Source organism: Aquamicrobium segne (genome assembly GCF_042656785.1).
Lineage (GTDB): Bacteria > Pseudomonadota > Alphaproteobacteria > Rhizobiales > Rhizobiaceae > Mesorhizobium > Mesorhizobium segne.
Map to the genome: position 1 here is coordinate 204,068 of NZ_JBHSLL010000012.1, position 13,612 is coordinate 217,679.

General features: G+C 57.3%; 19 protein-coding genes. 18 read left to right on the forward strand and 1 reads right to left on the reverse strand.

The window, feature by feature from the left end; all coding sequences use genetic code 11:
* The first annotated feature begins 1 nt into the window (after position 1).
* From ACFPLB_RS04180 to ACFPLB_RS04240, 13 genes are all read left to right on the forward strand, one after another.
* Complete coding sequence (locus ACFPLB_RS04180) at positions 2-124, forward strand: hypothetical protein (RefSeq protein WP_378228052.1); 123 nt, start codon at positions 2-4, stop codon at positions 122-124.
* Positions 124-354 carry a hypothetical protein gene (locus ACFPLB_RS04185; RefSeq protein ID WP_378228053.1) on the forward strand — a complete coding sequence of 77 codons (231 nt, stop codon included), beginning with the start codon at positions 124-126 and terminating at the stop codon, positions 352-354. Before ACFPLB_RS04180 ends, ACFPLB_RS04185 begins: the two co-directional genes overlap by 1 nt.
* A gap of 10 nt (positions 355-364) precedes the next feature.
* The gene (locus ACFPLB_RS04190) at positions 365-901 is read left to right on the forward strand and encodes a hypothetical protein (RefSeq protein ID WP_378228054.1); all 537 of its coding nucleotides are present in this window, start codon (positions 365-367) and stop codon (positions 899-901) included.
* Between the two features lie 112 nt (positions 902-1,013).
* Positions 1,014-1,304: a hypothetical protein gene (locus ACFPLB_RS04195; RefSeq protein ID WP_378228055.1), complete on the forward strand. Its 291-nt coding sequence runs from the start codon at positions 1,014-1,016 to the stop codon at positions 1,302-1,304.
* 4 nt (positions 1,305-1,308) lie between these two features.
* A complete protein-coding gene (locus tag ACFPLB_RS04200; protein ID WP_378228056.1) occupies positions 1,309-1,890 on the forward strand; it encodes a class I SAM-dependent methyltransferase in 582 nt (193 codons plus the stop codon).
* On the forward strand, positions 1,890-3,254 hold the full coding sequence (locus ACFPLB_RS04205; protein ID WP_378228057.1) for a DUF4942 domain-containing protein: 1,365 nt from the start codon (positions 1,890-1,892) through the stop codon (positions 3,252-3,254). Before ACFPLB_RS04200 ends, ACFPLB_RS04205 begins: the two co-directional genes overlap by 1 nt.
* On the forward strand, positions 3,251-3,805 hold the full coding sequence (locus ACFPLB_RS04210; RefSeq protein WP_378228058.1) for a hypothetical protein: 555 nt from the start codon (positions 3,251-3,253) through the stop codon (positions 3,803-3,805). The genes ACFPLB_RS04205 and ACFPLB_RS04210 overlap by 4 nt, the downstream gene beginning before the upstream one ends.
* A complete protein-coding gene (locus ACFPLB_RS04215; RefSeq protein ID WP_378228059.1) occupies positions 3,802-4,488 on the forward strand; it encodes a hypothetical protein in 687 nt (228 codons plus the stop codon). Before ACFPLB_RS04210 ends, ACFPLB_RS04215 begins: the two co-directional genes overlap by 4 nt.
* Positions 4,485-5,930, forward strand: coding sequence for a DnaB-like helicase N-terminal domain-containing protein (locus ACFPLB_RS04220; RefSeq protein ID WP_378228060.1), 1,446 nt, complete (start codon positions 4,485-4,487; stop codon positions 5,928-5,930). Before ACFPLB_RS04215 ends, ACFPLB_RS04220 begins: the two co-directional genes overlap by 4 nt.
* Positions 5,930-6,286, forward strand: coding sequence for a hypothetical protein (locus ACFPLB_RS04225; protein ID WP_378228061.1), 357 nt, complete (start codon positions 5,930-5,932; stop codon positions 6,284-6,286). Before ACFPLB_RS04220 ends, ACFPLB_RS04225 begins: the two co-directional genes overlap by 1 nt.
* Positions 6,283-6,774, forward strand: a complete 492-nt coding sequence (locus tag ACFPLB_RS04230; RefSeq protein ID WP_378228062.1) for a helix-turn-helix domain-containing protein — start codon at positions 6,283-6,285, stop codon at positions 6,772-6,774. Before ACFPLB_RS04225 ends, ACFPLB_RS04230 begins: the two co-directional genes overlap by 4 nt.
* Complete coding sequence (locus tag ACFPLB_RS04235) at positions 6,771-7,217, forward strand: hypothetical protein (protein WP_378228063.1); 447 nt, start codon at positions 6,771-6,773, stop codon at positions 7,215-7,217. Before ACFPLB_RS04230 ends, ACFPLB_RS04235 begins: the two co-directional genes overlap by 4 nt.
* Complete coding sequence (locus ACFPLB_RS04240; protein ID WP_378228064.1) at positions 7,214-7,876, forward strand: hypothetical protein; 663 nt, start codon at positions 7,214-7,216, stop codon at positions 7,874-7,876. The genes ACFPLB_RS04235 and ACFPLB_RS04240 overlap by 4 nt, the downstream gene beginning before the upstream one ends.
* Before the next feature lies 1 nt (position 7,877).
* On the opposite strand, the gene ACFPLB_RS04245 is transcribed toward ACFPLB_RS04240, so the two are convergent.
* On the reverse strand, positions 7,878-8,231 hold the full coding sequence (locus ACFPLB_RS04245) for a hypothetical protein (protein ID WP_378228065.1): 354 nt from the start codon (positions 8,229-8,231) through the stop codon (positions 7,878-7,880).
* Positions 8,232-8,267: 36 nt separating this feature from the next.
* Between ACFPLB_RS04245 and ACFPLB_RS04250 the strand changes: the two genes are divergently transcribed.
* From ACFPLB_RS04250 to ACFPLB_RS04270, 5 genes are all read left to right on the forward strand, one after another.
* Positions 8,268-8,738: a terminase small subunit gene (locus ACFPLB_RS04250; RefSeq protein ID WP_378228066.1), complete on the forward strand. Its 471-nt coding sequence runs from the start codon at positions 8,268-8,270 to the stop codon at positions 8,736-8,738.
* Positions 8,704-10,203, forward strand: a complete 1,500-nt coding sequence (gene terL, locus ACFPLB_RS04255) for a phage terminase large subunit (RefSeq protein WP_378228067.1) — start codon at positions 8,704-8,706, stop codon at positions 10,201-10,203. The genes ACFPLB_RS04250 and terL overlap by 35 nt, the downstream gene beginning before the upstream one ends.
* The gene (locus ACFPLB_RS04260; protein WP_378228068.1) at positions 10,203-11,648 is read left to right on the forward strand and encodes a DUF4055 domain-containing protein; all 1,446 of its coding nucleotides are present in this window, start codon (positions 10,203-10,205) and stop codon (positions 11,646-11,648) included. The genes terL and ACFPLB_RS04260 overlap by 1 nt, the downstream gene beginning before the upstream one ends.
* Before the next feature lie 72 nt (positions 11,649-11,720).
* Complete coding sequence (locus tag ACFPLB_RS04265) at positions 11,721-12,485, forward strand: hypothetical protein (RefSeq protein ID WP_378228069.1); 765 nt, start codon at positions 11,721-11,723, stop codon at positions 12,483-12,485.
* Between the two features lie 103 nt (positions 12,486-12,588).
* On the forward strand, positions 12,589-13,578 hold the full coding sequence (locus ACFPLB_RS04270) for a major capsid protein (RefSeq protein WP_378228070.1): 990 nt from the start codon (positions 12,589-12,591) through the stop codon (positions 13,576-13,578).
* Positions 13,579-13,612: the final 34 nt, after the last annotated feature.

The following is a 13,612-nucleotide window of genomic DNA, read 5'->3' on the forward strand; positions in this document are numbered from 1 at the left end:
CATGACTTACGCCATCGCCGCTGTCGCATCCCTGCTTTTCGTGGCTTCGATTGTATTCGGGGCTGATGAATTCACCAACCCGAGCGGCCAGCCGGCCATTCAGGCAACAGTGGGGGCCTGGTGATGGCTGAGCAACATCAGGCAAAGTTCTGGATGGTCTATGGCATGGGGCAGGGCGCACCTGTTGCTCGTCACAAGACATTCGATAGTGCGCGTATAGAAGCAGAACGGCTGGCACGTATCGCCCCCGGCACCCGCTTCTACATTCTCGAAACCGTTGGTGCCGCTGAGAAGGTTGATGTGCAGTTCATCGATCTGCGGTCCCGCGACCTTGACGATCTTATCCCGTTCTAAGGAGGCAGACATGGCAGATGCAGGACATAACAGTGGAATGGCCGAGAAGGACCATCGGGTTCTCTTCTTTATCAATCGGAACGAATATGTCCGGTTGCTTGAAGTAAAAAAGGCGGCTGATGCTGCGCTTCGCAATCACGGTAAGCAGGTCAAGGTTGACCTTGGCGAACATGGCATGCGCCAGATCAAGCTCTATGAACAAATGCGAACGCCGGAAGGTGAAGCCAAGTTCAAGGAGCGGCGTGCCGCCGATGCTCAAGCGGCTGCATGGGCAGGCCTGCCGATCAACACACAGGTCGATCTGTTCACTGATTTTGCCCCGCTGGATGAACGAGCTTTCGCAGAAGGCGAGGAAGCCGGTCTTCGTGGAGACACGCTCAATAATCCCCACGACATAAATTCAGAAGCCGGTCGCCAGTACGAAGCTGGGTGGAAGTCGGGTCAAGCCAAGCTGTTCGAAGGCATCAAGCAGAAAACGGCAGAAGCCAATACGGACGAACATATCTCAGCCCACGATGCTGACGACCCATTCGCAGACGCGGCGTGACCGTTGCTCGCATAATGCGCGCCGCTGCAATCATCATGCGCTGGCGGCGTGCTGACCTTCCTCGCATCGCCATCAATGTGCGGTGCCCTTCTCTCAGATTGAAGGTGTGACCATGTTCAGCTTGTTTCGAAAGCTTCCTGTTCAACTCCCTGATGTTTCTCTGGCCGACGAGGCTGTCAGCGCAGTCGGGTTCCAGGACGCCATGCGAGCGCAAGGTCTGTCAGATCTGCGTGAACTCCGGACGCGTTTGTCAGCCAATATCAGTGCTGAGACAAAAGCACTTGCTGTGGTTGATGAGCAAATTAGCCGGGAAGAGCGCGCTCAGGTCGGCGCGGCACTGGCGATTGCTGATGCAGAAATAACGGCTGAGGTTGAGCAACTTATCGCTGTGGCGGCGGAGTAGGGCTATGACAGTTGTTGCCTCGAATTACGCTCGCAAAGAAAATGACCTTTATCAGACGGAGCCTTGGGCAACGGAAGCGCTGCTGCGTCATTTCCCGATGCATGGCCGTACTGTCTGGGAACCGGCTGCTGGCAATCATCTGATGGCTGAGGTTCTGCGTGAGCATGGCGCCACGGTTCGAACCTCAGATATCGCGACCTATGATCGTCAGCACGACGCGATTTTTGATTTCCTGATTGATCGTCCTCATCGCGAGCCATCGATTGATGCCATCATCACAAACCCGCCCTATGGCAAAGGCAATCGGGATGCGGTGAAGTTTGCTGGCCTAGCACTGGAGCGATGTGACGGGTTTGTCGCCCTTCTGCTGACAGCCAAGTTCGATTTCGGGAAGACCCGCCGGCACCTGTTTGCAGACAATCCGCGTTTCTGGGCCAAGATCGCACTTGTCGATCGTATTCAATGGTTCCCCGGCGAAACGTCTGGCACTGAAGATCATGCTTGGTACGTTTGGGGGCCGAAGGGTACTGTCCATGTGCGGTGTATGTTCTGGGAAGGCCGTGAGCCGGTGCGGGAGGCTGTGTGATGACAGCACATACCCTCGCCAGACAAAGCACTGTTCTCGACATCATAGCTGAGTATGAGCGCAAGTCAGAAAACGTCGAAGCGGCGATTGCCGCCTATAACGACGCCTGCACAGCTGTGGAAATGGCCGGCACCATCATGGGCACATATGTCAATCCGGTGCTGCGTGGCCGCGCTACCGTCAGCGCCCGAGACATGCGAACAAACCTGCGCGCATCTGGCTGGAAGGCGCTATACAATCGTTGTCAGATCGACCGCATTGCCAGCGCTAAAGACAAGCGACTATTCGAGCGCACGCTGGCTGATCCGCCGGAACTGACCTTCGACAATGCCAAGGCGACGTTCGGCCCTTACTTGGAGAACCCGCGCGCACATATCTTGCGCGGCCTCGCTGAGACGTTTGCGGATCTCGACCCGGCTTATAAGTCTCATTCAAAGGTCAAAATCGGCGTCAAGGGCCTGCCGAAGCGCGTGATTATATCAGGGCTTGGTAGTATTCATGGCTATGGCCGCGACCGCCTGCGCGATGTCCTGAATGCGCTGGCTGCCTATCAGGGCAAGCCGCTGATTGAATATCATGAGCTATCGCTGATCCTCGAAGACGGCGACGCCCTGCGCGTCACCCGCGAAGTTCCGAAAGGCGACACGGCACGCCAGCGCGCAGCGAGCGACGAAACCGAAACCATCATTGGCCGCGATGTCTGGCTGAAACGGTACGGTAACGGCAATGGGCACCTGTATTTTGGTCCTGACACGCTTCGCGACATCAACATGGCGCTGGCCGAGTTCTATGGCGATGTGTTGCCGGATGCCGAGGAAGAAGGTGCCAAGCCTCGCGCCAGCACCGCAGTGTCGAAGGATCTACAGTTCTACTGGACCCCAGACGCGGTTATTGACCGGGCGCTGGAGTTTGCCGGCGTCTACAATCTCAAGGAATGGCGGCACAACCCGCCTGATCCGATGCGCATTCTGGAGCCGTCGTGCGGCGATGGCCGGATCATGGACGCCATTCGAGCGCGCGGGCATCAGGTGTTCGGCATTGAGTATCACGCCGGACGCGCTGCCGAGGCGCGGGCTAAGGGCCACAATGTCCTGACGGCCAATTTCCTCGAACAGCCGGCCCAGCCAGAATTCGATACCGTAGTGATGAACCCGCCGTTCTATGGGCGTCATTACGTCAAGCACGTCCGACATGCGCTCCAGTTCCTGAAGCCTGCCGGCGTGTTGGTGTCGATCCTGCCCGCAACGGCACACTACGACCATAGTGAACTGGATGGCGAATGGCGTGATCTGCCTGTCGGTTCCTTTGCTGAGGCTGGAACCAATGTCCCGACCGGCATGCTGAAAATCAGGAGGGTGTCATGATTATCCTTGGCCTCGACATTGCTACCACGACCGGTTTTGCTTGGTATGAACCCGGCTCATCACTCTCCACCATCAAAACGGGCCTGATAAAGGCTGAGGGCAGCAACGCCGAGGAAAAGGCCGCGTCTCTTTCTCAGCAGCTTGTTGCCATGTTCAGGAATAGCAGGCCAGATTTCGTTGCCATCGAACAGCCGATGCGCAATGTGGTTTCGTTCAAGAAAACGCGTGAGACGCTGGCCGGTCCGGTCGAAGAACAGACGGTCAATCCGAACGCGCTCCAGCTTTCCAGCCTTTCCGGTGCTGCCGTGGCAATTATCGCCGCGTACCGCATCCCATGGGAGACAATCCCATCAGCAACATGGAGAAAGCATTTTCTTGGCATGGGGCGTTCACCGGGCTTCGACCGGGCTGCATGGAAGCGCGCTGCCGTAGAACGGTGCCGGACACTCAAGATCGCGGTCAAGAACTCTGACGCTGCCGAGGCCGTCGGGATAGCTATAGCTGGCAAGGCCTCACAAGCGTTCAAGATGATGCAGGCGAGGGCGGCATGATGCGCGTCCTGATCGCTTGCGAAACGTCAGGCATCGCTCGCCGTGCCTTCGCTGATCTTGGCCATGATGTCTGGTCCTGCGATATTCTCCCGGCTGAGGACGGCAGCAACCGCCACATTATCTGCGACGTGCGCGATGGTATCCTGAACGACGGCTGGGACCTGCTTGCAGTGATGCACCCGCCTTGCACTCGCCTTTGTCGATCTGGACGACGCTGGATGAGCGGGCCGGGCAACTGGACGCCACCGAAGCAACTGCCGGTCGGGCGCACATGGGAAAGTATGAAGGCTGAGTTCGAGGAAGGCGTCTCGATTTTCACTGCATGCTGGAAAGCGCCGATTGAGCGTGTTGCCATCGAAAACCCTGAAATGAACGATCTGGCCCGCGCCCGGATGCCGTCTGATCTTCCAAGGCCGCAGATGGTGCAGCCGTTCTGGTTCGGCCATCCAGAATACAAAGCAACGGGCTGGTATCTGCGCGGGCTCCGTCCGCTGGTGGCAACCGGTATTCTGGAAGAGCCTGAGCGCGGGTCAGATGAATGGAAAAGATGGAACCGTGTTCACCGGATGACACCAGGCCCTGAACGCGCCCGTCTTCGCAGCCGATCATTTCCCGGCATGATGCAAGCCGCAGCCGAGCAATGGAGCGGGTATGCCGCAGATCAAGCGAGGGCAGCAGCATGAACGCCTATTCTCGCGATATTCGACCGGAAGCGCCAAATAATGTTTTGGCTGAGCAGGCTCTTCTGGCTGCAATCCTCGTCAACAATGACGCGTTCCACCGGGTAGCTGACTTCCTCAAAACTGATCATTTCTATGAGCCGCTGCATCGGAAAATATTTGAAGTGACCTCGGACATGATCCGCTCGGGCAAGGCGGTCAATCCTGTTCTGATCAGGTCATTCCTTCCGGTTGATGCCATGGTTGGCGATATGACGGTGCCTGAATATCTGGCACGTCTGGCCGCCGAGGCAGTCACTATCGTCAATGTCGTTGACTACGGTCGAGCCATTTATGACATGGCCATTCGCCGTGCTTATATCACCATTGGCGAGAACATGATCGGTACGGCCTATAACGCACCTGCTGACATGCCAGCCATTCAGATTGGTCGCGATGCGGAAGCCAGCATTGCTGAGGTCTTTGCCGAAGCGCCAGATGATGACAGCGACAGTGCTGACGACATCGTGGATAGCATGATGGAGGCATTCTCATCGCAACGCACGAGGCCGTCTGTCCCGCTGCCGCTTCCTCAACTTCGTGACATCATCGGTGGTGATATGGAGGCCGGCATGCTTCTTGGCATGCTGTCTGGTTCAGGCGAAGGCAAAACCTCTATGGCGCTCCAGATTGCAGATCATGCACTGAGCAATGGCCATCCAGTCATGATCCTCTCGTTTGATCAGTCCAAAGAGCAAATCCTCGATCAAATCATCAGCCAACGAACCGGCATTGAAAACACCCGTATTCGCGCCAGAACCATGATGGAAAAGGAGATGGAGCAGTATTTGAATGCTCTCATATCAGTGCGGGGAATGCCGCTGCGCATCAAGAAGTGCAATGGTTCATACGATACTGCCGGCCATCTGGTCAGCTATGTGAAACGGTCGCTAATGCCGCTTTGCCGAAAGACAGGCAAGCCGGGGCTGGTGATTGTCGATCATGCCAGGAAGGTTTGTCCCCGCGACCCACGAGCGCATGAAGGCCGTATAGCCGCTGACATCAATGGTGTTTTTAAGCATTTTGCTGATGAAAACGGGTTGGTATGGCTCAATCTCATGCAGCGGTCAGCCAGTGGCGCCAAACGTCGAAACCCGCGCCCGATTGATTCTGACATTTTTGGCGGTGAGCAGGGCAGAGAAGATTATGACGCCGTGTTCTACCTCTACCGGGCTTGGAAATACTGGCAGAACCAGATTTCAACGGCTGATGATGCGAGAGACGAAGAGCGCATCAATGCCCGGTTCCATCGTGAAAAATGGACCGAAGAACAGGCCGAGCTTGGCGTTCTCAAATGGCGGTTCGGCAGCCCAAATCAAAAATTCAGGGTCCGGTTTGAAGCGGAGTTCACGCGCTATGTCTCAATGCGTGATGAAGCTGCGCCTGCATTTGAGGGGTTCATGTGATGGAGTTTCTCCCGGACTACAAGTGGATGCAGGTCAATGGTCGCTATCGTCCGCTGTTTCGCCTGTTTTGTTCAGATCGCTGGAAGTTCGTTCGCAAGAATGGCGTCCCGGTTGAATGCGATACGGCGCGTGAGGCAGTTGAAGCAGCGAAAGAATGCGTGAAGGCAATTCTCAACCCGAAAATCAGATCGGAAGGGATGGAGATTAGCCCGGCTATACCAGAATTTCTTGATGCTGAAGCATGGAGCCGTGAGAGGGCAGAAAAGCAGGCTCAGCAGCAGGAAGAAACATTCGAAACGGTTTTCGTGAAGCACCGGCCTGTGAAGGTTCAGAAGCTGAGAAGGAGGGCAAGATGAGTATCGCTGCCCATGGTCGCTTCACAGAAGCTGGAATAGCCAGATGGAAGGCGGAGGCTGCCAGACGAGCGGCTGTAGATGAAGTTGCGCGCCAGATTGAGCGTATTGTCAGTGTTGCCTCAAAAGAAGGCATCGCTGATCGCACAGCCCAAATGATGGATGATGCTGCAAGACGGCTGTTTACGCCCGCCCGCAGCACAACCTATGCCGATATTGAAAACCGCCTGTGCCGGGTCTTCGGAGTGACGCCAGAAGCCATATGTGGCCGGTCGCGCAATGTTCCACGGGTCACACTGTGCCGGCAGGCTATTATGTATTGGGCAATGCGCAGGACATTGCTGTCACCAGCCCAGATTGGCAAACGCATGGGCGGTCGTGATCATTCGACGGTTTATTACGGCATTGATGCCTATCCGAAAAAGCGGGCAGCACAGGGCAGGTATCTTCGATCTTTGCCACGTGATGGTGTATTCAGGGGCCGCCGATGATTGATGCGCGTGTCCAAGCCCTGTGCGTTGAATTTGAGATCAGGATAGTCGGTCATCATCGTTATCCAGAGATTGGTGAAACACGGGCAGTTGAGACACTGCGCTTGATCATCCATCGGTTTGGCATGGACCACGCACGCATGGTCATGAGAACATTGGCTGAAACATCAAACAACAAAGCCTGCCTGGATGAAGTCGGGTTCTGGATGGCGTCTGATATGGTCAGGGCATGTCGGCAGTTGATTGAACAGCAGCCCAGCGAATGGCTGGAAACGTGGGATGCAATACCGGTTGGAGAGCTCCAGTTCATCACACAGGAATTGCGCGGTATCGTAAAGCAACGCCACGCTTTGGGCGGAATGGTTTTCGAAAGGATATATAAGAGGTTCGGGCCAAACGCGGCTCAAATGGATCTGCTAGATGACCGGCGAGGTGCGAAATGAACATCGGTGAAATCGCTGAACGGCTGATTGTAGCCGCTGAAATTGAAGGCGCTTCCGTTCGTCATCTGTACGGACCACAAAAGCCAAGATCCGTTTCGCTTCCATATGAGCATAGCCAGGCTGATAAAAACGGCTGGGGCACCGAGCGCCTTGAAGAAGACCGTAAAGAGTTCTTTGAAAACCTCGCACGTCAACCGTCTGCTCGCCAGATCAGTGAAGCCGAGGAAGCATGGGGCTGGTTCGCACTGGTTGAGAGTGAGCTGGAGCGCGCTGCTTTATCAGCTTGGGTGCGCTGCATGGCCGATAATAAGCGCCAGCATTTTCAGGATTGGTGCAAGAAGAATGGTATCCACCGGGAAACTGGAAGGAGGCGCAAAGATCGTGCGTTAATGAGGATTTCAACGCAACTATCGCGCAGTGATGCGCAGCATTGCAATTTCAGTCGTTCACACCTGTTGCACAGTGGCGCAGAAAACAAGCATATTTCAGATACAGTCGAGATAGACATGAGCGAAACACTGTCAGCCACATCATGGATGGCAGATGGAGCGTTCGCCAGAGTTCTTCCAGACAGGTTTGATGATTTCTCATGGGCGGAAAAGCGCAATGAGCGCCGACGCCAGCGTGAGGCTGCCAAACGGAAGAAAGAGGCGGCTTAGGTCAATCCAGTAGTGGCTGGTTATTGTTGAAGTCGTAGATCGGCGTCGGGTCGCCAGCATCCCAATCCGTAAGGATACCATTCTCGCAGGTCCGAACGTAGCCGGTTTCGTCGACCGAAAGAGAAACTCCAGGTTCCCGGGGGTCGTCGTAAGTGATCAATATCTTCTCGGCGTCAATTCCGTCTTTCCAGTACATATCAGCCAGGGTCCATTTAAAGCAGGACAAATCAGGCCACGGTAGGCCGCGCTCTAAATATCGTTCTGTCTCGCTATCTAGCTCTGAATAGCGAACTGTTTCAGCACACAGGCTTGTCGGAATTGCCGTAGCAACCAGAAAATACAAAAACTTGCGCATAAATATTTGTCTCCCCTGCAAGCAAGGTAACCACACATGTCGTTGACCGACAAGCAGAGGCGCTTCGTCGCTGAATATCTTGTCGATCTGAACGCGACACAGGCGGCGATCAGGGCGGGATACAGCGAGAAAACTGCACGAAGTGTCGGGTCCGAGAACCTGACAAAACCTGACATCGCTGCATTGATCCAAGAGAGACAGCAAAAAGTGGCTGCCAAGGCCGAATGGAGCGCCGCTGACAGGCTTCTTGCCCTCAAGCGTATCACTGATGCCGCTGAGCAGAAAGACCCGCGTGTGGCCGTCTCTGCCATTTCAGAGGCCAACAAGATGCAGGGTAGCTATCCGCCTGCGCAGCATCGCCTTGCCGGCCCAAATGGCGGCCCCATCCAGACAGTGGACCTGACAAAGCTATCCGGTGATGAACTCGCACAGCTCGAATCGATCTTTGGTGCGCTTGCCGGACCCCGCGACGATGATGCGCCTGATACGAGCGGAGAAAGCACGTAGGGCGGCAGAAGCCGAGCGGGAACGGGTAGCCAGAGACGCGGAGAAGATCAGGGCGAAGTGCCAGACGCTGTCCGGGTTCATTGAGGAATTCTGGGACGTTCTGGAGCCAAAGAAGGAATTGAAATTTGGCTGGGCGCTGCTGGCAATGTGCCGGCACCTTACGGCGGTCACAGAAGGACAAATCCAGTTCCTGCTGATGACTGTGCCGCCCGGCATGATGAAATCGCTCCTGCTGGTCTTCTGGACCGCGTGGGAGTGGGGGCCGGTCGGTCGGCCTGATATTCAGGTGCTGGCCACGTCCTACAGCCAGCCGAACGTGTTGAGAGACAACGTCAAGCTGCGGCGTCTGGTGGAAAGCGAGAAGTTTCAGGCCCTGTGGCCGTTGAAGCTGCGTGATGACCAGAACGCCAAGGGCAAGTTCGAAAACACCGGCAGCGGGTTTAGCGAGGCGCGCCCGTTCAGCTCGATGACAGGTGGCCGTGGTGACCGGGTCAAGATCGATGACCCTCACTCGACCGAAACGGCTGAAAGCGAGACTGAACGCGCCACCACAGTGCGCATTTTCCGTGAGGGCATCTCTGACCGCCTGAATGACGTCACCACCTCGGCCATCGTCATCATCATGCAGCGGTTGCACGAACAGGACGTGGCAGCGGTGGCGCTTGAACTCGATATCGGGTTCATCCATCTCAATCTGCCGATGGAGTTTGACCCAGAGCGTGCCTGTCGCACCTATGTCGGTGGTGAGCTGTTCTTCGAAGACCCGCGCACGGAAGAAGGCGAGCTTCTATTTCCTGAGCGCTTCCCGCCAGCAGAAATCGAGCGGCTGAAGAAGACCAAGGGGTCATACGCTTATTCGGGCCAGTACCAGCAAAGGCCGACGCCGCGCTCTGGCGGCATGTTCCAGCGTGGGGATTTCGAGATTGTCGATGCAGTCCCGGCTGGGGCGAGGCGATGCAGAGCGTGGGATTTCGCAGCAACCGTGCAGAAGCCAGGCAAGCAGCCAGACTGGACCGTCGGCCTGCGTATGGCTCATGTCGATGGGGTTTTCTATGTCGAGGATGTTCGGCGGGATCGCTGGTCACCGGGTGACGTGGAAAAGAACCTGAAGGCAACAGCCAGTCAGGATGGTCAGTCCATTCGTATCAGGATGCCGGAAGACCCCGGCGCCGCTGGTAAGGCCGATGCGGCAACCAAGATCAAGCTGCTGGCCGGCTACGATGTGACGGCCATCAGGCCAACGGGTGAGAAGGCAGTGCGCGCAAAGCCAGCAGCAGCACAGGCCGAGGCAGGCAATGTGAAGCTGGTGCGCGGGCCGTGGAACGACACCTTCCTTGATGAAGTGTGCGCCTTCCCGAATGCAACACATGACGATCAGGTCGACGCCTTCGCCGATGCGTTGAATGAACTGGCGCTGGGCGTTGAAACGGCCGCCGCTTCTACGGAATTCAGGGGATTTTACTGATGGCTTTCGACATCACAGTTCACCATCCCCTGTACGACGCTTTCCTGCCGTCATGGACCCTGCTGCGGGACTCGTTCGAGGGCGAGGACGATATCAAGGCAAGGGGTGAGACGTACCTGCCGACCAAGACCGGCATTGAGGCGCTGGCACTGAAGGACCCTGCACGTGCTGCCAAGGCCTACGATGCCTACAAGCTTCGCGCCGAGTTTCCCGATCTTGTTGCCCTGACGGTTCGCGGCGCGGTCGGCACGATGCTCGACAAGGCCGCCGTGATCGAATTGCCGAGCGAACTTGAGCCGCTGCGGGAGAAAGCCACCCGCGACGGCCTGACCTTGGAGGCGCTGCACAGGCGGATTGCCACGGAGGTGATGCTGACTGGCCGATATGGCGTCCTGCCGGGCATTGCGCAGGACGGTACGCCCTATCTCGCGGGCTACATTGCCGAGAGCATCATCAACTGGGATCAGGACGCCAACAACGTCGCTGATTTCGTGGTTCTGGATGAAAGCGGCTATGTCCGCAATCGCGAGACGAACGAATGGGACACGGTTGAAAAGTACCGCGAATGCTTTGTCGAGAACGGCCGCTATGGCGCGCGTGTCTGGACGAAGGGCGAAAAGGGTTGGATTGCTGGTGAGGTCGTTGAGGCCACGGATCGCAAGCGTAATCCCCTGAGCATTCTGCCCCTTGTGTTCATCGGCTCGAATGATCTGACGCCGGAACCGGATGATGTGCCGCTCTATGGCCTCGCTAAGTTGGCCGTTCGGATTTATCGGATGGATGCGGATTTAGCCACATCACTGCACATGACATCCGAACCGACGCCGATGGTCAGTGGCTATGACGATCCGGCAGAGGCAATCAAGAACGGCAAAGTGCCTCAAGGTATTGGTGCATCAACGCTATGGGTTCTGCCCCAAGGTGGCGACGGCAAGTTTCTCGAATTCAACGGCCCGGGCATAGAAAAGCAGCTGGACGTCATCCAGAAGAACTATGACCGGGCGGTCATGTTCGGGGCGCAAATGCTTGCCGATCAGGGCAGGGCGCAGGAAAGTGGCGAGGCCAAGCGGGTCCGGCTGGACAGCCAGCACGCCACGCTCAAGGGCATCGCCATGACGAGCGCGGCAGGGCTGGAAAAGGCGCTGAAGAACACGGCTGTCTGGATCGGGGCCGACCCGAGCAAGGTGAGCGTTGTTCCCAATTTGGACTTTTTTGACCACACCCTCAGTGGGCAGGAAATTGATGCTTTGGTTCGCGCATGGCAGGCTGGGGCCATGTCGTGGCGGTCTCTTGCTGGCCGCCTCCAGAAGGGCGGCGTCATTCCCGACGACCGTACGCCCGAGGAAGAACTCGAACTGATCGATCAGGATGATGTCGAGCGCGAGGATGAGCTGGCGTCATTAATTGTGCCGAACCCGCCGCCTGACAATCAAGCGCAGCAATAAGCATTCACCACCCCGCCTTCTGAGGCGGGTTTTTCATGCCGGCGATGCCGGCGCAACAAAGGAGAAAGCCCGATGGGCCTCAAAGCTGTACTCGAAACGATCGATGATCTGTCCGAGGAAACCCGCTCGCTATATGCAGAGCAGAAGGTGGGCGACAAGACCGTCTTTGTTCTCAACATCGAGGACATCGACAATCATCCGAAAGTGCGCGGCGTCATCACCGCGAACAACGAAAACAAACGCAAGCGCGACGAATACAAGGCCAAGGTCGATGATCTTGAGGCCCGTGTGTCGGCGCTGCCAGAGGATTTCGACCCCGACGAATGGACACGCCTGAAGGCTGGCGAGGGCGGCAAGCCCGATGAAGTCATCCAGGCCTTGAAGGACCAGCACGCGCGCGCCGTCGAGACGCTGAAGGCGAAGCACGCAAAAGACCTTGCCGACAAGGATGCGGCGCTCTCCGAGCGTGATAGTTATATCGATCGCTCGCTAATCGACGGCGGCCTCAAGGACGCACTGCTTGAAGTTGGTGTCGCCCCAGAGCTGATGGATGGCGCGCTGGCCGTTCTGCGGGGCAGCACCAAAGTCGTCAGCAACGACAAGGGCGAGCGGGTCGCGATGGCCGAAACGGAACTCGGCACTGACGCGCCGCTGCATGATTTCGTCAAGGAATGGGCAGGCACGAAGGGCAAGGCCTATCTCGGAAAGGCCCCACCGATGGATGCTGGCGGCAACAACGGTCACGGTCGCGCAGGCCAGAAGAAAGGCGACTTCGGCGGCGACAAGAGCGCCCGCGTCGCAGCAATTGCCAGCCAGTTCCCCGAGCTGGCTCGATAGGTTCGCGGCACCATCAAGCCGCGCTCCCGTGTCCTCGATGAGGCGCGGGCATTGGGCGATGCCCGTTTCCTCATCAACTCACTGACACGAAAAGGAGAAAGCCATGTCGCTTTCACAGATGGAAGTATTCAACAAATATTTCATGCCCGCGACCATTGAGACGCTGGCGCAGCTCGTTGATAAGTTCAACGGTGCTTCCGGCGGCGCGATCCGCCTGACCACGGAAGGCTTCGAAGGCGATTTCCTTCAGGAATCGTTCTACGCCGCCATCCACTCGGCGCGTCGTCGCGTTGACCGTTATGCATCCAATGCGGCTGCCAGCCCGACCGACCTGACGCAGCTCAAGCACTCTTCGGTGAAGGTTGCCGGCGGCTTCGGCCCGGTGCGCTATGAGCCGTCGCAGATGACCTGGCTCAACAAGCCGACCGCCGAGGGCGTCGAAGTTGCATCGCGCAATTTCGCCGAGGCGCTGCTTCAAGACCAGCTCAACACGGCGGTTGCGGCCCTTGTGGCAGCGATTGGCAATCAGGGCTCAGATACGACCGTTGACGTATCGACAGGCTCTGGCGCCAAGCGCGTTGACTATCTGGCGGTCAATGAAAGCCATGCGAAGTTTGGCGATCACTCCAGCCTGATCGTCGCTCAGGTGATGGATGGCGTGGCCTACCACAACTTCATCGGCCTCAACCTCACTAACACGAACACGCTGTTCCAGGCTGGCAACGTCCGCGTTGTCGATATTCTGGGCCGTGTCTCTGTGGTGACCGATGCGCCTGCGCTCTACACCGCTCCGGTGGTTTCCCCGGCGACCCCGGCGAAGCGCCGTGTTCTGTCGCTTGTGGCAGGTGCCGCGACCGTCACCGATAGCCGGGACATCATCTCGAACATCGAGACGTCGAACGGCAAGGAGCGCATCGAGACCACGCTGCAGCTGGATTACAGCTTTGGTCTGGGCCTCAAGGGCTTCACATGGGATGAAGGCAACGGCGGCAAGTCCCCGACCGACGGCGAACTGGCGACCGGCACGAACTGGGACAAGGTGGCCTCGTCGATCAAGCACACCGCCGGCGTCATGGCGGTTGGCCTCGCCTGATAGGGATTGGGGCGGCTTCGGTCGCCCCTTCCAC